The following is an 18,147-nucleotide window of genomic DNA, read 5'->3' as shown; positions in this document are numbered from 1 at the left end:
CCTCACGAGGTCCACCGGCCACTTGCTTGCAGGTGCCGGGCGGTTCCCGGGCCACGGTAGACAACGAGACAACAGATTGTGGAGGACATGCCGAAGAAAGAAGGCGTGATCGAGATCGAGGGCACCGTCGTGGAGGCCCTTCCCAACGCCATGTTCCGCGTGGAGCTGGCCAACGGGCACAAGGTGCTCGCGCACATCAGCGGCAAGATGCGACAGCACTACATCCGGATCCTCCCCGAGGACCGGGTCGTGGTGGAGCTCTCGCCGTACGACCTCACGCGGGGTCGGATCGTCTATCGCTACAAGTGACACTGCCAGCCGAGTAGCAAGGAATCGTTGACATGAAGGTCAACCCGAGCGTCAAGCCCATCTGTGACAAGTGCAAGGTCATCCGCCGTCACGGCCGGGTCATGGTCATCTGCGAGAACCCGCGCCACAAGCAGCGGCAAGGCTGAGACCAGCACCACCCCACAACGTGATCGCTAGGCCAGGCACCGCCTGACCGAAAGTCACCTCCGGAGCAATGGCCGGGGCCCACCCGAGGCGGGATGGGACGCGACACGACCAGAAACCACTGCGAGACAGACAAGGAACCGCCACATGGCACGCCTCGTTGGTGTTGACCTCCCGCGCGACAAGCGCATCGAGATCGCACTCACCTACATCTACGGCATCGGCCGTACCCGCTCCCAGCAGCTGCTCGCTGCCACCGGTGTCGACCCGAACGCCCGGGTCCACACGCTCGGTGACGAGGAGCTGGTCAAGCTTCGCGACGAGATCGAAGCCAACTTCAAGATCGAGGGTGACCTCCGACGTGAGGTCCAGGCGGACATCCGCCGCAAGATCGAGATCGGCAGCTACCAGGGTCGCCGCCACCGCATGGGCCTCCCGGTCCGCGGCCAGCGCACCAAGACCAACGCGCGCACCCGCAAGGGCCCCAAGCGCACCGTCGCCGGCAAGAAGAAGGCGAAGTGATCGGCGCCCTGCGCTGATCCTCGTCACCGAAGCTTCCAGACCAGACCTCATCAGGAGTTAGTGAATGCCTCCCAAGAGCCGCGCGACCAAGGTCCGCCGCAAGGAGAAGAAGAACATTGCTCAGGGCGAAGCCCACATCAAGAGCACGTTCAACAACACCATCGTCACCATCACCGACCCGACCGGCGCGGTGATCTCGTGGGCCTCTGCCGGCACCGTCGGCTTCAAGGGCTCGCGCAAGTCCACCCCCTTCGCCGCCCAGATGGCTGCCGAGGCCGCCGGCCGTCGCGCCATGGACCACGGCATGAAGAAGATCGACGTCTTCGTCAAGGGCCCGGGCTCGGGTCGTGAGACCGCCATCCGGTCGCTGGGTGCCATCGGCCTCGAGGTCGGCACCATCCAGGACGTCACGCCCACCCCGCACAACGGATGCCGGCCGCCCAAGCGCCGCCGCGTCTGACCCGAGACTGAGAAAGAGAGACTGAAACATGGCCCGCTACACCGGTCCCATGACCCGCAAGTCGCGCCGTCTCGGTGTCGACCTCGTCGGCGGCGACGCTGCCTTCGAGAAGCGTCCCTACGCCCCCGGCCAGCACGGTCGCGGTCGCATCAAGGAGTCCGAGTACCTCCTGCAGCTCCGTGAGAAGCAGAAGGCTCGCTTCACCTACGGCGTGATGGAGAAGCAGTTCGTCCGCTACTACAAGGAGGCCAGCCGTCGCCAGGGCAAGACCGGCGACAACCTCCTGCAGCTCCTCGAGTGCCGCCTCGACAACGTGGTCTACCGCGCCGGCTTCGCCCGGACGCGCCGCCAGGCCCGCCAGCTCGTCACGCACGGCCACTTCCTGGTCAACGGCAAGAAGGTCGACATCCCGTCCTTCCAGGTCACCGACCACGACATCATCGACGTGCGCGAGAAGTCGCTCGAGCTCACGCCGCTGATCGTGGCCCGTGAGACCCACGGCGAGCGCGTCACCCCTGCGTGGATGGAGGTCATCCCGTCGCGGATGCGCGTCCTCGTCCACCAGGTCCCGGTCCGGGCGCAGATCGACGTCCCGGTCCAGGAGCAGCTGATCGTGGAGTACTACTCCAAGAAGTGATCCACCGCCGGTGGTCGCCCTCACGGGCGACCGCCGGCTCAGCTCGTCCCCATTCCTTCTTCTCCGCCAACCTCATCAGGTTCGGATCCGTCAAATAGTGGGTGGATCCGGAAAGGAAAAACTCCGTGCTTATCGCTCAGCGCCCGACCCTCACGGAAGAGACCGTCGACGAGTTCCGCTCGCGGTTCGTCATCGAGCCCCTCGAGCCCGGCTTCGGCTACACGCTCGGCAACTCGCTTCGTCGTACGCTCCTCAGCTCCATCCCGGGTGCCTCGGTCACCAGCATCAAGGTCGACTCCGTCCTCCACGAGTTCTCGACGATCGAGGGCGTCACCGAGGACATGACCGAGATCATCCTCAACCTCAAGGGCATCGTCGTCTCCTCCGAGCACGACGAGCCCGTCGTGATGTACCTGCGGAAGTCGGGTGCCGGTGACGTCACCGCCGCCGACATCACCCCGCCCGCGGGTGTCGAGGTCCACAACCCCGAGCTCAAGATCGCCACGCTGTCCGACAAGGGCAAGCTGGAGATGGAGCTCGTCGTCGAGCGCGGCCGCGGCTACGTCTCGTCCGTGCAGAACAAGGGCGCCGACAACGAGATCGGCCGCATGCCGGTCGACTCGATCTACAGCCCGGTCATGAAGGTGACCTACAAGGTCGAGGCCACCCGTGTCGAGCAGCGCACCGACTTCGACAAGCTCGTCATCGACGTCGAGACCAAGCAGTCGATCCGTCCCCGCGACGCCATCGCCTCGGCCGGCAAGACCCTCGTCGAGCTCTTCGGCCTGGCCCGCGAGCTCAACGTCGAGGCCGAGGGCATCGACATCGGCCCGTCGCCGGTCGACGAGCAGCTGGCCGCCGACCTGGCCCTGCCGGTCGAGGACCTGCAGCTCACGGTCCGCAGCTACAACTGCCTCAAGCGCGAGGGCATCCACACCGTGGGCGAGCTCATCTCGCGCTCGGAGCAGGACCTGCTCGACATCCGCAACTTCGGCGCCAAGTCCATCGACGAGGTGAAGGCCAAGCTCGTCGAGATGGGCCTCTCGCTCAAGGACAGCGCTCCCGGCTTCGACCCGCACGCCGCCCTCGCCGCCTACGGCGACGACGACGACGACGCGTTCATCGAGGACGAGCAGCTCTGACCTCCCGGCCCTCACCACGAGGGTCGTACCACCAAACCGACCGGGCTCAGTCGAATGTCTGAGCCGGTCGTCTACCCGGGTACCTGACACGGCCCGAGAGAAGGAAGGCACCACATGCCCAAGCCCAAGAAGGGTCCCCGCCTCGGCGGTAGCCCCGCCCACCAGCGCCTGATGCTCTCGAACCTGGCCACCGCCCTGTTCGAGCACGGCCGGATCACCACCACCGAGACCCGTGCGCGCCTGCTGCGCCCGGTCGCGGAGAAGCTGATCACCAAGGCCAAGCGCGGCGACCTGCACAACCGTCGTGAGGTCCTCAAGACCGTCCGCGACAAGTCGGTCGTGCACACGCTGTTCACCGAGATCGCGCCGACCTTCGCCGAGCGTCCCGGTGGCTACACCCGCATCACCAAGATCGGCCCCCGCAAGGGCGACAACGCCCCCATGGCGGTCATCGAGCTGGTGACCGAGGCCTACAGCCCGAAGGCTCCCTCGACCAAGAAGACCCAGGCCGCTGCCGCTCCGGCGCCCGCGTCCGACGAGCCGGTCGAGGACACCACGGCTGAGACCGCTGCCGAGGAGCACGAGGCTGCTGCCGCCGAGCACGAGGCCGCTGCCGAGGAGCACGAGGCCGCCGCCGAGGCGCACGAGGCTGCTGCCGAGGAGCACCAGGCCGCCGCCGAGGCTGCCGAGGAGTCAGACGACTCCAAGGCCTGAGCCCAGGTCCGCAACGCAGGCCCGTCACCCCGCTGGGGTGGCGGGCCTTCGTGCGTCCGGAGGCACCGCTGGACGGCACCCACCGCCCGAGGCTCAGAGGCGGGCGAGGACCTCGGCGGCGTCGAGGCTGCGGGCAGCACCGCCGGTGGCGGCGAGGTGGCGGGTGGCGGCGACCACGGCGCCGTTGACGGGCGTGGGGACGCCGTGCAGGCGACCCTGGAGCACCACCTCGCCGGCGAGGTAGTCGATCTCGGAGTCGCCGGTGCCGCGGGTGAGGCTCTGCCAGGTGGAGCCGCCGCGACGCTCGAGGTCGGGGCGGCGCTGCAGGATCGAGCCACGCCGCTCGCGGTCCTCCTCGGCGGGGACGACGGTGAGGCCGGCCGCGGCCAGGACCCGCTCGCCCTCGGCCTGGGCCCGCTCGGCGAGATCGTCGGCGGCGTCGCCCTGGGCGAACGACGCGTCGACGCCGTTGCCGAGGTTCATCACGAGCTTGCGGCGCTTTATCGCCATGATGTCGGCGCGCTCCTCCGACTCGATCCCCGCGGCACGGAGGTCGGCGGACACGGCCGCGGTGGTGGCGTCCGTGCCACCGGGGAAGCGGCCGATGTCGAGGATCGCCGGCGTCGGGTGGCACCCCGCCACGACAACGCCGGGCTCGAGGTGGGTCGCCGGGAGCATGACGCAGACGGCGTACGTCCTCGCGAACAGCCGCAGCGCGGCGGCCTCGGTCGCGATGCCGTTGGTGGCACAGACGACGGGCACGTCTGCGGGGGCGTGGGCACGGAGGTCGGCGAGGGCGACCGCTGCCTGGTGGGACTTCACCGCCAGCAGCACGACGGTGTCGTCCGTCCAGTCGAACTCCGCTGCGGTGTCGGTGACCGGGGCGTCGATGGGGTGCCGTCCGTCACCGGCGTCGAGCACCAACCCTTCGGACCGGATCGCCTCCAGGTGAGCACCTCGCGCGACGAGGGTGACCGGTAGCCCGGCGAGGTGGAGGTGGCCGCCGATGACTCCGCCGACGGCCCCGGCGCCATACACGACGTACTTCATGTCCTCGACCCTACGAGGAAGGCGGTCCCTGTCAGGTGCGAGGGCCGCGCACCTTGAAGCGCAGGTGGAGCACGCGGTCGCCCTGGATGACGACCTCCGGGTCGTCGAGCAGGTGCTGGGTCTCGACGGAGCCGAAGTAGCGCTTGCCGGTGCCGAAGACCACCGGCACGACGTCCATGGCCACCTCGTCGACGAGACCGAGGGCGAGCGCCTGCCCGCCCACGTCGCCCGCCGCGACGGACACCGTCCGTTCGCCGGCCAGCTCCCGTGCGGTGGCGATCGCGGCGGTCACGTCGTCCACGAAGTGGTACGACGCCTCCGGGTGCCAGCCCTCGGGCCTGGGTCGGTGCGACACCACGACCACGTGGTCGCCCGCCGGAGGACGCCCCTCCCACCCGTTGGTGATGTCGAACAGGTGACGGCCGATCACCATGCTGCCGATGGAGTCCCACACGGGTCGGACGTAGTCGTACGACGTCTGTGACACCCGCAGGCCCCCGGGCGCCGGGTCGTCCATGTCCTGTGCGGCCAGGGTTCGGTCCCCGTTGAAGTACCACTCGAACAGGGGGCCCGGATCGTCGTGCAGGTCGGCGATGAACCCGTCCAGCGAGACCACGTTGTTCATCACCACAGTGCTCATGGGGTGCCTCCGTCGTCGGGGCGCCAAGCGGGATCGCGACCGATGAAGCCCATCAGCCGGTCGACGACGGGCGCGTCGTCGGGCACCTGGACTGCGGGCCCGTACTGACCGGAGTCGCGGAGCATCTGCTCGATGGGCTCCATGCCGGCCAGCATGGTGGCGGCCTCGTCCTCGTCGAGCCGCGCCTCCTGACCCGTCGCGCGGGCGAGGTCCCAGGAGTGCATGAAGACGTCGGCGGTGTAGAAGCGGTCGACCGTGGTGTCCAGCTGCCCGGGGCCGATGTAGGGGTGCGTGAATGACTCCGCGCCACGCTCCTCGACCAGCGCCTGCACGGCGTCGGCGTGGTGCCGCCACGCGCCGACGGGGTCGTCGGCGGTGGACGGGCCGGACGGCAGGTCGACGCCGCCCGCGGACAGGAACCCGGGGAACCAGGTCACCAGGTGGTCGACCACGTCGCGTGCCGTCCAGCCCTCGACCGGGGCGGGAGCCGACCAGTCGGTGGTGCCGGCCACCAGCCGGGAGAACTCCCCGGCCACCAGGTCGTGGCGGCTGGCCGGGGCGTCGGGAAGTGCCATCAGAGAGCGCCTTCGGCGAGGAGGCGGTCGATGGCTGCGTAGCCGTCGTTGACGCCGACCTCCATGCCGCTGCGCAGCCAGGCGTCGCGGTCCTCGAACGAGTCGCAGAGGCTCACCGCGTGGAGCCGGGTGCGTCCGTCGCCGAGGTCCTCGAAGGTCATCGTCTCCAGCGCGACGCTGTCGGGCATGCCGTCCCAGGTGAAGGTCTGCACGATGCGGTCCTCGCGCACGGTGTGGAAGCAGCCGTGGAAGGACGTCTCGAACTCGTCGCGCCCGTCGATCCCGCGGGCGGTGTAGCGCCAGCACCCGCCTTCACGTGCGTCCCACTCGGTGATCTCGGCACCGACACTGCTGGGCCCGCTCCATCGCGCGAAGAGCTGGGGGTCGGTGTGGGCCCGGAAGAGCTGGGAGGGGCTCGCGTCGAAGTCGCGCCAGATGTGGATGGCGGGGACCTTCGCGTCCGCCTCGATCGCGGCCTCGGTGTAGCGGGTGTCGCGGTTCTGCGTGGTGGTCATGATGCGGTTCCTTCCGTACGGATTCCGGTGGTGGGGTTGTCCTGCTCGTCCATCGCTGCCAGTACGGCGTCGAGGCGCGAGAAGCGCTCCTCGGCCTGCTGGCGGTAGCGCTCGATCCACTTCGTCATGAGGTCGAACACCTCGGCTTCCAGGTGCACGGGGCGTCGCTGCGCCTCCCGGGTCCGCGTCACCAGGCCGGCGTCCTCGAGCACCTTGAGGTGCTTGGAGACGGCCTGCAGGCTCACGTCGTAGGGCGCGGCCAGGTCGTTGACCGTGTGGTCGCCCTCGGTGAGGCGGGCCACCATGTCCCGACGGGTCGGGTCGGCCAGTGCGGCGAAGACACGGGAGAGCTGGTCGGTCACGGAACACCTTCTTCAACTGATTGGTTGAATAGAAGGTAGGCCGACGGCTCGGGCTTGTCAACCATCTGGTTGAACAAAGTCGGGCGGCGGCGCGACGCGAGCGACGGCGTCCTAGGATCGCTGCGTGCGCCTGCGGATCGACTGTGCCTACGACGGCGCCGAGTTCTCCGGCTGGGCGACCCAGCCCGGGCGTCGTACGGTCCAGGGGACGCTCGAGGCCGCGCTGGCCACCGCGCTGCGGGTGCCCGAGGTGCGGGTGACCGTGGCCGGCCGGACCGATGCCGGCGTCCACGCGCGCGGCCAGGTGGCGCACGTCGACGTCGACCCCGAGGTGGTCGCCGCGTCCGCGGGGCGCTCGACCGAGCCGCCCCCGCAGGCCCTCGCCCGGCGCGTGGACGGGATCCTGCCGCCCGACCTGCGCGTACGACGGGTGGTCGAGGCGCCTGTGGGGTTCGACGCCCGCTTCTCCGCGGTCTGGCGGCGCTACGCCTACCGCGTCGCCGACGCCCAGGAGCTCGCCGACCCGCTCGTGCGCGGCCACGTGCTGACCTGGGGTCGCCCGCTCGACCTCGACGCGATGAACGAGGCGTCCGCGCCGCTGGTGGGCCTGCGCGACTTCGCCTCCTTCTGCAAGCAGCGGGAGGGGGCGACCACCGTCCGCACGCTGCTCGACCTCGACTGGCGGCGCGACGACGCCGGTCTCGTCGTCGGCTCGGTGCGTGCCGACGCCTTCTGCCACAACATGGTGCGCGCCCTGGTCGGCTGCCTCCTCGCGGTCGGCGAGGGCCGGCAGCCCGCCGCGTGGCCGGCCGAGGTGATGGCCGGTCGCCGACGCGACCAGGGCGTGCGCGTGGTGCACGCCCACGGCCTCACGCTGGAGGAGGTCGGCTACCCCGACGACGACGAGCTCGCTGCCCAGGCCGAGCGCGCCCGAGCCCGACGAGAGGCGATCGATGACTGAGCACTACTTCTCCGCCGACCCCGGTGTGCCCTTCGAGCGGGAGAGCTTCACCGCCGAGCTGTGGGGCAGCACGCTGACCATCGACACCGGTTCGGGCGTGTTCAGCCGCGGCCACCTCGACCACGCGACGGCGGTGCTGTTCAAGGAGCTCGAGCCGCCCGTGCAGGGCCAGTTCCTCGATCTCGGCTGCGGCTACGGGGTCATCGGGCTGGCGATCGCGAAGGCCGTGCCGCTGGCCAACGTCACCGGCGTCGACGTCAACGAGCGCGCACTGCTGCTCGCCAACGACAACGCCCGCGCCGCCGGCCTCGACTCACGCTTCGTCGCCTGCCTGCCCGAGCAGGTGCCCGGCAACCAGGTCTTCGACGAGATCTGGTCCAACCCGCCGATCCGCATCGGCAAGGACGCGCTGCACGACCTGCTGCTGACGTGGCTGCCGCGCCTCGCGCCGGGCGGGCGGATGGTCATGGTCGTGGGCAAGAACCTCGGTGGCGACTCGCTGCAGCGGTGGCTCACCGAGCAGGGTTGGCCCACGGAGCGCCTGGCGAGCAGCAAGGGCTTCCGCGTGCTCGAGACGAAGCGGGCCGAGGCGCCCGCCTAGGTCTCGACGGCCAGGAACATCCCCAGCCGGGTGTGCGTCCCGCCCGGGTCCTGGGGCAGCGCGCCGTTGACCGCACGGCACACCCAGCCCAGGCGCATCGCGAGGCGCGCGGCCTCGCGCAGCTCGGCGTCGGTCAACGGGTAGCGCTCGGCGTAGGGACGCAGGTACGCCGCCAGGTGCGGCTCGAGGTCCTCGGACCCCGCCACGTCGTCGACGCCCCACGCGATGACGCCCTCGAGCGTCACCGCGAGGGTGAAGAAGGGGTGGGAGACGCAGGCGTCGCCCCAGTCGAGCACCTGGTGCACGCCCGTGCCGAGGAACACCTGCCCGTCGTGGAGGTCGTCGTGCTGGACGGTCTCCCGGATGCCGAAGGCGGCGAGCCGGTCGCAGAGGTCGGCGATCGCGTCGGCGCCCGGCAGCCGCGGGTCGGCACCGTCGAGCCGGGCGAGGAGAGCGTCGTACGCCCCGGGCAGCGTCGTCAGTCGGCAGTCGGGCAGCCCGGCGGCGAGCAGCGCGTCGACCTCGTCCTCGCACGCGAGCTGGACCCGGGCGTACGCCTCCAGCACGTCGAGCCAACGCTCCAGGCTGCGCTCCTCGGCGATCACGTCACGCAGGCGAGGCCCGGCGTCCGCGAGCAGCAGCCACCCGGTGTGCGGGTCGCTGGCGAGCGGCATCGGCACCCGGCCGTCGGAGAGCGGCGCGACCAGTGCGGTGACGGCCGCCTCGTGGCGCATCGCGTCGTCGTTGGCCTTGAACCAGACCGGTCCGCCGTCCGTCGGCACCCGCAGGACGGTCGACCAGTCGGTCACGTGCGGCTGCTCGACCGTGCCCACGACGGAGCGGCCCTGCTCCGCGAGCCGGTCCGCGATCCACGCCTGCGCGGCCTCGAGGAAGGCGGGGTCGCGCCACCTGGTGGTGAGCTCGGACGTGTCGGGCATGACGCGCATCCAACCCCGGGAAGGGCGCTGCGGGCAACGGGGTTTCGTCAGGCGGGGCGGGTCGCGACCAGGACGCCGATCTTGTCGATGCGGTGCTCGGGGTTGTCGAACTCGTCGGACCAGTAGTTGCCGTTGGCGTGGTCCTCGAGCGTCGCGCAGGTGGAGAGGGTGATCATCGGCTGCGTGGCCGTCTCGTCCGGTCGCCCCGGCACCTCGGCCCGCTGTGCGCGGAGCGAGGCCGGCTGCCGGAACGACGTCCAGCGGGTGCGGCGCACCTCGTAGACGAACACGGTGTCGCCCGTGCGCACCTGGATCCGGTCCCCGTTCGACAGCGACGGCGAGTAGCGCAGGGGAGCGGTCCCGGTCAGCCGGTGCCCGGTCACGATGTAGTTGCCGACCTCGCCGGGCCGGGTGCCGCCGCGCGGTCCACGCGGCGAGGCCATCTCGCCGGCGTTCTGCAGGGCGGTCCCGGGGGCGTCGTCGGGTGTCCCGCGGTAGCGCACGACCGGGAAGTCCCGCAGGCCGATCGCCGGGATGGTGACGAACGAGCGACGCGGCTCGGGGACCGCCTCCGGCTGCTCGGTCGGCTCCTCGGTCGGCTCCTCGGTGGCCGAGGCGGACGCAGTCGGACTGGCCGGGCTGGGCGTGCTGGTGGACTCGGCGGGGGTCTGCGTGGGCACGCTCGTCGTACGACGCTCGCGCGGCGCCTGTGTCGAGCCCTCGCCGGATCGCTGGGAGGCCTCGCCCGAGCAGCCGGAGACCACCGCGACCACGGCCGCGGCGAGGAGGGCGACCGCTCGTCCTGGCACCGTTCCACCGTACGCAGCGCGTGGTGGGCCTCAGCTGGCCTCAGCCGAGCCGGACGGGCAGCGCCTGCACGCCGTGGACGATGGCGAGCTCGGTGAACTGCAGGTCGGCGGGGTCGCAGGCGAGCGCGAGGTCCGGGAAGCGGCGGGCGAGCGCGACGAGCGCGGTGCGCAGCTCCATGCGGGCGAGCTCCGCGCCGAGGCACCGGTGCAGCCCGTGGCCGAAGGCGAGGGTGCCAGCGGCAGCGGAGGTCGGGTCGAACTGCTCGGGGTGGATGCGGTGGGCCGGGTCGCGCTCGGCGCCGGTCAGCGAGACGAGGACGATGTCGCCCTGCTGGACGACCTGGTCGCCGACCGTGACCTGGTGGCGCGCGATCCGGGGGAACGCCATCTGCACGGGGCACACGAAGCGCAGCAGCTCCTCGACCACGCGGTCGACGTCTGCCGTCTCGCCGCGACGCAGCGCGTCCCACGACGCCGGGTGCTGGAGCAGCACCCACGTGCCGAGCGAGAGCATGCTGGCGCTGGTCTCGTAGCCGCCGAGGAAGACCCCGTCGGCCAGGCCGCCCAGCTCGATGTCGTCGAAGTCGGCGCCGTGGTCGGCGACCATCCGGGCGATCAGGCCGTCCGGCAGGTGCGGGGACCGGCGCTCGGACGCGACCAGGTCGATGAGGAACTGCCGGGTGCCGGCGGCGGTGTCGAAGATGCCGACACCCGCGTCGCGCAGGTCGAAGCGGGCAGCGCCGTGCTGCCGGAACTCCGCGCGGTCGACCTCGGGCATGCCGAGCAGGTCGCAGATCACCCCGAAGGGGACCTGGAAGCCGAACCGCTCGACGAGGTCGACCACCGGCCCGTGGGCGGCCATGTCGTCGAGCGCGGCGTCGACGACGCGGTCGATGTCGTCCTGGAGATCGGCCAACCGACGGCGGGTGAACCAGGGCGTGAGCACGCCGCGCAGGCGTCCGTGGTCGGGCTGGTCGGTCATGCCGAGCCCGCCGATCCGCTCGGCCGGGGCCCGGTCCTGACGGCCGATGATGTCGCGCACGTCGTTGGCGAACGACGCGGAGTCGGCCAGCACGGCCCGCGCGGCGTCGTACCCCGTGACCAGCCAGACCCGGGTGCCCAGCAGGCTCGCGAAGCGCACCACCTCGCCGCGTTCGCGCGTCGCCGCCAGCCGGGCGATCGGGTCGACACCGTCGCGCTGGAGCGGGAACCTGATGCTCGCCGGGACCCGACGCACGTAGGGCACGCGACGCGCGGTCGACAGCGCGAGCTTGAAGGCGGCGCCGCGCAGCGAGGAAGTCATGTGACCAGTACACCCGTGCTCGCCGCTCCCGGCCATCCGGTATCACCCCGGTCCAGCCCGGGGGCGGCCCTGAAACCCGACCGGGCAGGATGTGCGGCATGGCCTACGACGCAGCCCCCGACAGGTACGACGACACCACCGGGATGCACTACCGGAGGACGGGCCGCGGCGGGTTGAAGCTGCCGGCGCTCTCCCTCGGCCTGTGGCAGAACTTCGGCACCGACCGGCCCGAGGAGACCCAGCGCGCGATCCTGCGCCGGGCCTTCGACCGCGGAGTCACCCACTTCGACCTCGCCAACAACTACGGACCGCCCTACGGTCGCGCGGAGGAGAACGTCGGCCGCTACCTCGCCGACGACTTCTCGCCCTACCGCGACGAGCTGGTGATCTCCACCAAGGCGGGCTACGACATGTGGCCGGGTCCCTACGGGCAGGGCGGCGGCTCCCGGAAGTACGTGCTGGCCTCGCTCGACCAGTCGCTCGCGCGGATGGGGCTCGACTACGTCGACATCTTCTACAGCCACCGCTTCGACCCCGAGACGCCCGTCGAGGAGACCATGACGGCACTCGACACGGCGGTGCGCTCGGGGCGCGCGCTCTACGCCGGCATCTCCTCCTACTCCCCGGAGCGGACGCGCGAGGCGGCCACGATCGCGCGTGAGCTCGGCACGCCGCTGCTGATCCACCAGCCGTCCTACTCGATGCTCAACCGCTGGATCGAGGGCGGGCTGCTCGACGAGCTCGAGGAGCAGGGGATGGGCTGCATCGTCTTCACCGCGCTGGCCCAGGGACTCCTCACCGACCGCTACCTCGACGGCGTCCCGGCCGACTCGCGCGCGGCCCGCGACGGCTCGACGATCGCGGGCTTCGACGACGAGACGCTCGGGCGCGTGCGATCCCTCAACGCCATCGCCGAGGGGCGCGGCCAGAAGCTCGCCCAGCTGGCGCTGCAGTGGGTGCTCCGCGACGACCGGGTGACCAGCGCGGTGATCGGTGCCTCCAGCGTCGAGCAGCTCGACACCAACCTCGACGCGCTCGAGGCGCCGCCGCTGACCGAGGCCGAGCTCGCCGAGATCGACCGCTTCGCCGTGGACTCGGGCGTGAACCTCTGGGCGAAGCAGACCGAGGAATGACAGGCCCGCGCCGCGTCCTCGTCGTCGGCGCAGACGCCGCCGGCATGGGGGCGGCCCACCAGGCCCTCCGCACGGCCGCGCGGAGGGGCGAGGAGCTGGCCGTCACGGCCCTCGATGCAGGCAGCCACACGTCCTACAGCGCCTGCGGGATCCCCTACTGGATGGCCGGCGACGTGGGCAGCGGTGACGACCTCGTGGCCCGCACGGCCGAGGAGCACCGGAAGGCCGGGATCGACCTGCGGCTCCACACCGAGGTCGTCGCGGCCGACCTCGCGGCCCGCACGGTGACGACGGCCGCGGGTGACGTGCTGGAGTACGACGACCTGGTGGTCGCGACCGGCGCTCCCGCTGTGGTGCCCGACTGGGCGCTACGCCCCGACGGGACGTCGTACGACGGTGTGGGCGTGGTCAAGACGCTCGACGACGGGGCCGCGTGGGTGCGCAGCTTCGCCCGCGTCGGACCGGGCGCGCACGTGGTGGTCGTGGGCGCCGGCTACGTGGGCGTCGAGGTCGCCGAGGCGGCGCTCGACCAAGGCTTCGCCGTCACCGTCCTGACCCGCACGCGCGGCATGGGGATGCTCGAGGACGAGATGTCAGAGCGGGTCAACTCCGGCCTCGTCGACGCCGGTGTCGAGCTGGTGCTCGGGGCCGAGGTCACGGGGCTCGAGCTCGACGGCGACCGGGTGACCGGCGTGCGCTGGGCGGGCGGCTCGCGGGAGGCTGACTTGGTCGTGGTGGCGATCGGCGTCCGGCCCGCCACCGACTTCCTCGCGGGCAGCGGCCTGGAGATGACCGACGAAGGAGCGCTGCGGCCCGACCCGCACGGACGGGTGGCCGACCACGTGTGGGCCGCGGGGGACTGCTGCGAGGTGCGCCGCCGGATCGACGACCAGTGGGTCTTCCGGCCCCTCGGCACCCACGCCGCCAAGCACGCCCGGGCGCTCGGCGACAGCCTGGCCGGGGGCGACCTCTCGTTCGGCGGGATGGTCGACACGTCGATCACCCGCTTCTCCGCGGGTGGGGTCCACCTCGAGATCGCGCGCACGGGCCTGTCCCGCTCCGACGCGGAGACCGCCGGGCTCGACCCGGTGGCGCTGGTCACCGACGGCACGACCGCCGCCGGCTACATGCCCGAGGCCGAGCCGATCGCCATCTGGGTGATGGCCGACCGTGCGACGCGGCGGCTCCTCGGCGTGCAGGTCGTCGGCGGGCACGGCGCCGGCAAGCGGATCGACACCGCGGCCGCCGTGCTGTGGGCGGGCGGCTCGGTCGACGACCTCGCCTGGATGGACCTGTCCTACGCCCCGCCGTTCGCGACCACCTGGGAGGTCCTGCAGATCGCGGCGCGCCGGGTCGCCGAGCGGCTCTGAAAACCGCGGGCGCCCGCCGTCCGGCTCGGTCAGGATGAGGTCATGCACCTCGAGCTCTTCACCCTCGCCGAGCGTCCCGACCTCATGGACACCTTCTGGGACATGGAGACGTCGTGGCCGGAGTTCATGAAGCACGACCCCATCGGCAACGGCTACTACGCCTCACTCGACCACTTCCGGGAGTTCGTGCTCGTCTGCGTCGACGAGTCGGGCCGGATGGTCGCCAAGGCGCACTCGGTGCCGTTCCAGCTCCCCGAGGGCGAGCTGCCCGACGCCGGCTGGGACTTCGCCATCCGCAGCGGCCTGCTGACCGAGCTGTGGGGCGAGGAGCCCGATGCCGTCACCGCGGTCGAGATCGCGATCGAGCCGGGCCTGCAGGGGTCAGGCCTGTCCGGGCGGATCGTCGCCGCGCTGCGCGACAACGCCGGTCGGCTCGGCTTCTCCGAGCTGCTGGCGCCGGTGCGGCCCAACGGCAAGACCGATGTGCACGAGCCGATGGCGGACTACGCCGCCCGCACCCGGGACGACGGCCTGCCGGTCGACCCGTGGTTGCGCGTCCACGTCCGAGCCGGCGGGCGCATCGACCGGGTGGCGCCGCGCTCGATGGTCATCCCCGGCACGGTCGAGGAGTGGCGCGGGTGGACCGGGCTGCCGTTCGACACGACCGGCCCCGTCGTCGTACCCGGTGCCCTGGCGCCGGTCATGTGCGACGCCGAGCACGGCACGGCGACGTACGTCGAGCCCAACGTCTGGGTCAGGCACCCCACCGGCGGGTGAGGCCGCTCAGGCGCCCACCACGGCCTTGCGCACCTCGTTGACGCACAGCGCGAGGAAGGCGAGCGCGCACAGCACCATCAGCACGTTGGAGTGCAGCTTGTTGCGCCACTCCCGCGGCACCCGGTCGGTGTTCAGCAGCCACAGCAGCGTGATCGCGAGGAACGGCATGAAGAAGGCGCCCAGCACGCCGTAGGCGAGGATCAGCCAGACCGGCTTGCCGAGGAACAGCATCACCATCGGCGGGAACGTCAGCCACAGGATGTAGGCCTTGTACCACTTGCCTCCGGCGCGAGCGTCCGGGTCCTCGCTGGTCCCGCCGCGCAGGTTGGTCATGAAGTCGGCGAACATCAGCGAGACGCCGTTCCAGACGCCGACGAGGGACGACATCGCGGCCGCCCAGAAGCCGAGGAGGAAGAGCTTGCCGGCCCACTCGCCGTAGCGGTCCTGCAGCACGACGCCGAGGTCGACCAGGCCCTGGTCGCCGCTCTCGATCGCGACGCTGGTGGAGTAGAGCAGCTCGGCGCCGACGACGAGGGTGGCGAGTACGAAGAGGCCGGTGACGACGTAGGCGACGGAGTTGTCGATGCGCATGACGCGCATGTAGCTCGGGGTGTCCCAGCCCTTCTCGCGCAGCCAGTAGCCGTACGCCGCGAGGGTGATGGTGCCGCCGACGCCGCCGGCGAGGGCGAGGGTGTTGACCAGGCCGCCGTCGGGGATGCGGGGGGCCAGGCCGGTCAGCAGCTCGCCGAGGTTGGGCAGCGTCAGCAGGGCGGCGCCGACCATCGTCACGAACATGATGCCGACGAACGCGGCGAGCACCTTCTCGAAGACGCCGTAGCGACCGCTCCACACCAGCACGAGGCCGAGGAGGCCGGACAGGATGCCCCACCAGGTCACGGACAGGCCCCCTAGCAGGCCGGCGAGCGCGAGCCCGGTCCCGGCCATGGCGGCGGCGCCGTACACGAAGCCCCAGATGACGATGTAGGGCCCGAAGTACCACGTGGTCCAGGCCCCCAGCGATCGCCAGCCCTCGAAGATCGTGCGGCCGGTGGCCAGCGAGTAGCGGCCGGCACCCTCGACGAGCACGATCTTCATGACGCAGCCGACGACCACGCACCAGAGCAGCGTGTAGCCGAACTTCTGCCCCGCGATGAGGGTCGCGACCAGGTCGGCTGCGCCGACGCCCGTCGCCGCGACCACCAGGCCGGGGCCGACGATCCTCCAGCGGGGGACGGTGGACTGCTCGGTCGAGCCGGTGGTCGTGTCAGCCATGACCAGCACCCTAACGGTGGTCTGGACCAGTGGACCGCGAGGGCTCCTCGGCCGTCCGGGCTCTGGTCCGACGTCAGCCGGGGCCGTCGACGACGTCCATCACCAGCATGGCTGCCGGCGCGGAGGCACCGTGGTCGACGATGTGCGTCAGCGTGACGTGCACCTGCAGCGACTTGCCGCGGCGGTTGACCGCGTCGAGGACGATGACCGACGGCTCCACCGCGGCATCCGCGAACTGCGTCTTGATGGGCTGGCGCAGCTGCTCCAGCGGGAGCCCGATGTCGAGGTTCATCAGGTGCTCACCCAGCGCCTCGTCGGTCCGCACGCCCCACAGGTCCTCGGCCCGGCTGTTCCACGCCAGGATCTGCATGTCGGCGTCGACCACGGCCACCCCGGAGTTCATGCTGCCCAGGACCGCGGCCATGAAGCGGTTCAGCCGCTCCACCTCGTCCTGGCGGTCGCGCAGGGACTCGTTGCTGAACTGGAGCTCGTCGTTCATCGACTGGAGCTCCTCGTTCATCGTCTCGAGCTCCTCGTTGGTGCTCTGGAGCTCCTCGTTGGTGGTCTCGAGCTCCTCGACCGTGCTCTGGAGCTCCTCGTTGGTGGTCTCGAGCTCCTCGTTGGTGCTCTGGAGCTCTTCGTAGGCGATCTCGAGCTGTCGGTTGGTGTAGGTCAGCTCGTTCTGCAGCTGTCGGTACTGGGTGACGTCGTTGAAGATCACCGTGATGCCGAGCTCCACGCCGGTCTCGTCGGACAGCGGCACGACCTGGATGTCGAGCGACAGGGTCTCCCCGCTGCGGACCTGCTCCACGTCGCGGACCCAGATCCCCCGCCGCTGCTGGCGCGCCTCCTCGATGTGGGCGCGCAGCTCGACGGGGCGGTAGGACACCTCGAGGTCCTGGAACGGTCGCCCGATGTCGCGCGCGGTGAGCCCGAACTGGTGCATGGCGCGGTTGTTGCACAGGATCAGCTGGTCGTCGGTGTCGAGCACGATCTGCGCGGCGGCAGAGGACATCAACGCGGCTTGACGGAGCCTGGACGCCTCGAGCTGGTCGTCGGACACGGGAGCCTTGGTGGCCGACACCACCTGGACGCGGCGGTCCCGGGCCTCGGTGGGCACCTTCGTGAAGAAGCGGCGCTTGAGCTCGACCGGGCGGAAGTACGCCGAGTGGCCGAGCAGCATCTCGGCCTTGCCGAGGAAGAGCACGCCGTCGGGCCGCAGGGCGAAGTGCATCCGGTTCAGGATGTGGGACTGGGTCTCGGCGTTGAAGTACATCAAGGTGTTGCGGCACGAGAGCAGGTCCACGTGGGAGATGGGCGCGTCCTGCACGAGGTCGTTGCGGCCGAAGATCACCGCGCGCCGCAGCTCCTTGCGGAACACGAACCGGTGCCCGGCCGGCTCGAAGTACTTCTCCCGCAGCTCGACGGGGACGCCCTCGAGCTCGCCCTCCGAGTAGGTGGCCTGGCGCGCCTGCGCCAGCGCCTCCTCGTCGACGTCGGTGGCGTAGATCTTCACGCGCTCCCGGAACTCGTCGACCCCGAGCAGTTCGGCGAGTGCCATCGCCAGGCTGTACGCCTCCTGACCGGACGCGCAGCCGGCGCACCACACGCGGATCGGCTGACCCTCGCGACGCTGCAGCAGCTCGGGGAGGAGCTCGGTCCGGAGGTAGTCCCACGCGTCGGTGTCGCGGAAGAAGGCGGTGACGTTGATCAGGATGGTGTTGAAGAGCTGCGTGAACTCGTCGGGATTGACCATCAACCGGTCGAGGTACTCGTCGTGGTCGGTGACGCCCACCGCCTCCATCCGACGCTCCACCCGCCGGGCGAGGCTGGCCCGCTTGTAACCGGTGAAGTCGAAGGCGCGCTGCTCCTTGATGTGGCGCAGGAGTGCCTCGAAGTCCGCGTCGGTCATC

22 protein-coding genes are annotated in these 18,147 nt (G+C 70.9%); 12 read left to right on the top strand and 10 right to left on the bottom strand.

Annotation, left to right across the window (positions count from 1 at the left end; translation table 11 throughout):
• Positions 1–87 precede the first annotated feature (87 nt).
• The 7 genes from infA to rplQ all read left to right on the top strand — a co-directional run bounded on the left by infA (position 88) and on the right by rplQ (position 3,928).
• Entirely contained in the window at positions 88–309 is a 222-nt protein-coding gene (infA, locus tag JOD65_RS21220) for a translation initiation factor IF-1 (RefSeq protein ID WP_056599768.1), read from the top strand.
• Positions 310–341: 32 nt separating this feature from the next.
• A complete protein-coding gene (gene rpmJ / locus JOD65_RS21215) occupies positions 342–455 on the top strand; it encodes a 50S ribosomal protein L36 (protein WP_004008316.1) in 114 nt (37 codons plus the stop codon).
• A 145-nt stretch (positions 456–600) separates the two neighbouring features.
• On the top strand, positions 601–975 hold the full coding sequence (gene rpsM / locus JOD65_RS21210) for a 30S ribosomal protein S13 (RefSeq protein ID WP_036490072.1): 375 nt from the start codon (positions 601–603) through the stop codon (positions 973–975).
• Positions 976–1,039: 64 nt separating this feature from the next.
• Positions 1,040–1,435, top strand: a complete 396-nt coding sequence (rpsK, locus tag JOD65_RS21205) for a 30S ribosomal protein S11 (protein ID WP_010831742.1) — start codon at positions 1,040–1,042, stop codon at positions 1,433–1,435.
• 28 nt (positions 1,436–1,463) lie between these two features.
• A complete protein-coding gene (gene rpsD, locus JOD65_RS21200; protein WP_191194645.1) occupies positions 1,464–2,072 on the top strand; it encodes a 30S ribosomal protein S4 in 609 nt (202 codons plus the stop codon).
• Positions 2,073–2,197: 125 nt separating this feature from the next.
• On the top strand, positions 2,198–3,214 hold the full coding sequence (locus tag JOD65_RS21195; RefSeq protein WP_129474471.1) for a DNA-directed RNA polymerase subunit alpha: 1,017 nt from the start codon (positions 2,198–2,200) through the stop codon (positions 3,212–3,214).
• A gap of 114 nt (positions 3,215–3,328) precedes the next feature.
• Positions 3,329–3,928, top strand: coding sequence for a 50S ribosomal protein L17 (gene rplQ, locus JOD65_RS21190; protein WP_191194646.1), 600 nt, complete (start codon positions 3,329–3,331; stop codon positions 3,926–3,928).
• A 93-nt stretch (positions 3,929–4,021) separates the two neighbouring features.
• On the opposite strand, the gene JOD65_RS21185 is transcribed toward rplQ, so the two are convergent.
• From JOD65_RS21185 to JOD65_RS21165, 5 genes are read right to left on the bottom strand one after another with little or no spacing between them, the layout of a single operon-like run.
• Positions 4,022–4,978 carry a ketopantoate reductase family protein gene (locus tag JOD65_RS21185; RefSeq protein WP_191194647.1) on the bottom strand — a complete coding sequence of 319 codons (957 nt, stop codon included), beginning with the start codon at positions 4,976–4,978 and terminating at the stop codon, positions 4,022–4,024.
• A gap of 31 nt (positions 4,979–5,009) precedes the next feature.
• Positions 5,010–5,618 carry a dihydrofolate reductase family protein gene (locus JOD65_RS21180; protein WP_191194648.1) on the bottom strand — a complete coding sequence of 203 codons (609 nt, stop codon included), beginning with the start codon at positions 5,616–5,618 and terminating at the stop codon, positions 5,010–5,012.
• Positions 5,615–6,193 (bottom strand): TIGR03086 family metal-binding protein, encoded by a 579-nt coding sequence (locus tag JOD65_RS21175; protein WP_191194649.1) that lies wholly within the window; start codon positions 6,191–6,193, stop codon positions 5,615–5,617. Before JOD65_RS21175 ends, JOD65_RS21180 begins: the two co-directional genes overlap by 4 nt.
• Positions 6,193–6,708, bottom strand: a complete 516-nt coding sequence (locus tag JOD65_RS21170) for an SRPBCC family protein (protein ID WP_191194650.1) — start codon at positions 6,706–6,708, stop codon at positions 6,193–6,195. The genes JOD65_RS21175 and JOD65_RS21170 overlap by 1 nt, the downstream gene beginning before the upstream one ends.
• Complete coding sequence (locus JOD65_RS21165; RefSeq protein ID WP_191194651.1) at positions 6,705–7,070, bottom strand: ArsR/SmtB family transcription factor; 366 nt, start codon at positions 7,068–7,070, stop codon at positions 6,705–6,707. Before JOD65_RS21165 ends, JOD65_RS21170 begins: the two co-directional genes overlap by 4 nt.
• A gap of 124 nt (positions 7,071–7,194) precedes the next feature.
• Between JOD65_RS21165 and truA the strand changes: the two genes are divergently transcribed.
• Together truA and JOD65_RS21155 are read left to right on the top strand one after the other, a co-directional pair.
• Positions 7,195–8,031: a tRNA pseudouridine(38-40) synthase TruA gene (gene truA, locus JOD65_RS21160; RefSeq protein WP_191194652.1), complete on the top strand. Its 837-nt coding sequence runs from the start codon at positions 7,195–7,197 to the stop codon at positions 8,029–8,031.
• A complete protein-coding gene (locus JOD65_RS21155) occupies positions 8,024–8,632 on the top strand; it encodes a class I SAM-dependent methyltransferase (RefSeq protein ID WP_191194653.1) in 609 nt (202 codons plus the stop codon). Before truA ends, JOD65_RS21155 begins: the two co-directional genes overlap by 8 nt.
• Here the strand turns inward: JOD65_RS21155 and JOD65_RS21150 are convergent.
• Genes JOD65_RS21150 through JOD65_RS21140 form a run of 3 tightly spaced genes read right to left on the bottom strand, consistent with a single transcriptional unit; the run spans position 8,629 to position 11,682 of the window.
• Positions 8,629–9,570 carry a phosphotransferase gene (locus JOD65_RS21150; RefSeq protein ID WP_191194654.1) on the bottom strand — a complete coding sequence of 314 codons (942 nt, stop codon included), beginning with the start codon at positions 9,568–9,570 and terminating at the stop codon, positions 8,629–8,631. The genes JOD65_RS21155 and JOD65_RS21150 overlap by 4 nt on opposite strands.
• Positions 9,571–9,617: 47 nt before the next feature.
• Entirely contained in the window at positions 9,618–10,379 is a 762-nt protein-coding gene (locus tag JOD65_RS24145) for a class E sortase (RefSeq protein WP_191194655.1), read from the bottom strand.
• A 40-nt stretch (positions 10,380–10,419) separates the two neighbouring features.
• Positions 10,420–11,682 (bottom strand): cytochrome P450, encoded by a 1,263-nt coding sequence (locus JOD65_RS21140; protein WP_191194656.1) that lies wholly within the window; start codon positions 11,680–11,682, stop codon positions 10,420–10,422.
• Between the two features lie 98 nt (positions 11,683–11,780).
• Here JOD65_RS21140 and mgrA point away from each other — a divergent pair, with 98 nt between their 5' ends.
• The 3 genes from mgrA to JOD65_RS21125 are packed head-to-tail and all read left to right on the top strand — an operon-like array spanning position 11,781 to position 14,962.
• Positions 11,781–12,815, top strand: a complete 1,035-nt coding sequence (gene mgrA / locus JOD65_RS21135) for an L-glyceraldehyde 3-phosphate reductase (RefSeq protein ID WP_191194657.1) — start codon at positions 11,781–11,783, stop codon at positions 12,813–12,815.
• Complete coding sequence (locus JOD65_RS21130; RefSeq protein WP_191194658.1) at positions 12,812–14,185, top strand: FAD-dependent oxidoreductase; 1,374 nt, start codon at positions 12,812–12,814, stop codon at positions 14,183–14,185. The genes mgrA and JOD65_RS21130 overlap by 4 nt, the downstream gene beginning before the upstream one ends.
• 42 nt (positions 14,186–14,227) lie before the next feature.
• Positions 14,228–14,962, top strand: a complete 735-nt coding sequence (locus JOD65_RS21125) for an N-acetyltransferase (RefSeq protein WP_191194659.1) — start codon at positions 14,228–14,230, stop codon at positions 14,960–14,962.
• 6 nt (positions 14,963–14,968) lie between these two features.
• Here JOD65_RS21125 and JOD65_RS21120 read toward each other — a convergent pair whose 3' ends face one another.
• Positions 14,969–16,234, bottom strand: coding sequence for an Nramp family divalent metal transporter (locus JOD65_RS21120; RefSeq protein ID WP_191194660.1), 1,266 nt, complete (start codon positions 16,232–16,234; stop codon positions 14,969–14,971).
• Between the two features lie 73 nt (positions 16,235–16,307).
• On the bottom strand, positions 16,308–18,146 hold the full coding sequence (locus JOD65_RS21115) for a CheR family methyltransferase (RefSeq protein WP_191194661.1): 1,839 nt from the start codon (positions 18,144–18,146) through the stop codon (positions 16,308–16,310).
• Position 18,147 lies beyond the last annotated feature (1 nt).

The organism is Nocardioides cavernae, from assembly GCF_016907475.1.
Taxonomy (GTDB): domain Bacteria; phylum Actinomycetota; class Actinomycetes; order Propionibacteriales; family Nocardioidaceae; genus Nocardioides; species Nocardioides cavernae.
This window is presented reverse-complemented; position numbering and strand designations above follow the sequence as displayed.

Bases quoted from the DNA above. Each gene is read 5' to 3' on its own strand.
- infA (WP_056599768.1), top strand. From the start codon at position 88: ATGCCGAAGAAAGAAGGCGTGATCGAGATCGAGGGCACCGTCGTGGAG.
- rpmJ (WP_004008316.1), top strand. From the start codon at position 342: ATGAAGGTCAACCCGAGCGTCAAGCCCATCTGTGACAAGTGCAAGGTC.
- rpsM (WP_036490072.1), top strand. From the start codon at position 601: ATGGCACGCCTCGTTGGTGTTGACCTCCCGCGCGACAAGCGCATCGAG.
- rpsK (WP_010831742.1), top strand. From the start codon at position 1,040: ATGCCTCCCAAGAGCCGCGCGACCAAGGTCCGCCGCAAGGAGAAGAAG.
- rpsD (WP_191194645.1), top strand. From the start codon at position 1,464: ATGGCCCGCTACACCGGTCCCATGACCCGCAAGTCGCGCCGTCTCGGT.
- rplQ (WP_191194646.1), top strand. From the start codon at position 3,329: ATGCCCAAGCCCAAGAAGGGTCCCCGCCTCGGCGGTAGCCCCGCCCAC.
- JOD65_RS21185 (WP_191194647.1), bottom strand. From the start codon at position 4,978: ATGAAGTACGTCGTGTATGGCGCCGGGGCCGTCGGCGGAGTCATCGGC.
- JOD65_RS21180 (WP_191194648.1), bottom strand. From the start codon at position 5,618: ATGAGCACTGTGGTGATGAACAACGTGGTCTCGCTGGACGGGTTCATC.
- JOD65_RS21175 (WP_191194649.1), bottom strand. From the start codon at position 6,193: ATGGCACTTCCCGACGCCCCGGCCAGCCGCCACGACCTGGTGGCCGGG.
- JOD65_RS21170 (WP_191194650.1), bottom strand. From the start codon at position 6,708: ATGACCACCACGCAGAACCGCGACACCCGCTACACCGAGGCCGCGATC.
- JOD65_RS21155 (WP_191194653.1), top strand. From the start codon at position 8,024: ATGACTGAGCACTACTTCTCCGCCGACCCCGGTGTGCCCTTCGAGCGG.
- JOD65_RS21150 (WP_191194654.1), bottom strand. From the start codon at position 9,570: ATGCCCGACACGTCCGAGCTCACCACCAGGTGGCGCGACCCCGCCTTC.
- JOD65_RS21140 (WP_191194656.1), bottom strand. From the start codon at position 11,682: ATGACTTCCTCGCTGCGCGGCGCCGCCTTCAAGCTCGCGCTGTCGACC.
- mgrA (WP_191194657.1), top strand. From the start codon at position 11,781: ATGGCCTACGACGCAGCCCCCGACAGGTACGACGACACCACCGGGATG.
- JOD65_RS21130 (WP_191194658.1), top strand. From the start codon at position 12,812: ATGACAGGCCCGCGCCGCGTCCTCGTCGTCGGCGCAGACGCCGCCGGC.
- JOD65_RS21125 (WP_191194659.1), top strand. From the start codon at position 14,228: ATGCACCTCGAGCTCTTCACCCTCGCCGAGCGTCCCGACCTCATGGAC.
- JOD65_RS21120 (WP_191194660.1), bottom strand. From the start codon at position 16,234: ATGGCTGACACGACCACCGGCTCGACCGAGCAGTCCACCGTCCCCCGC.
- JOD65_RS21115 (WP_191194661.1), bottom strand. From the start codon at position 18,146: ATGACCGACGCGGACTTCGAGGCACTCCTGCGCCACATCAAGGAGCAG.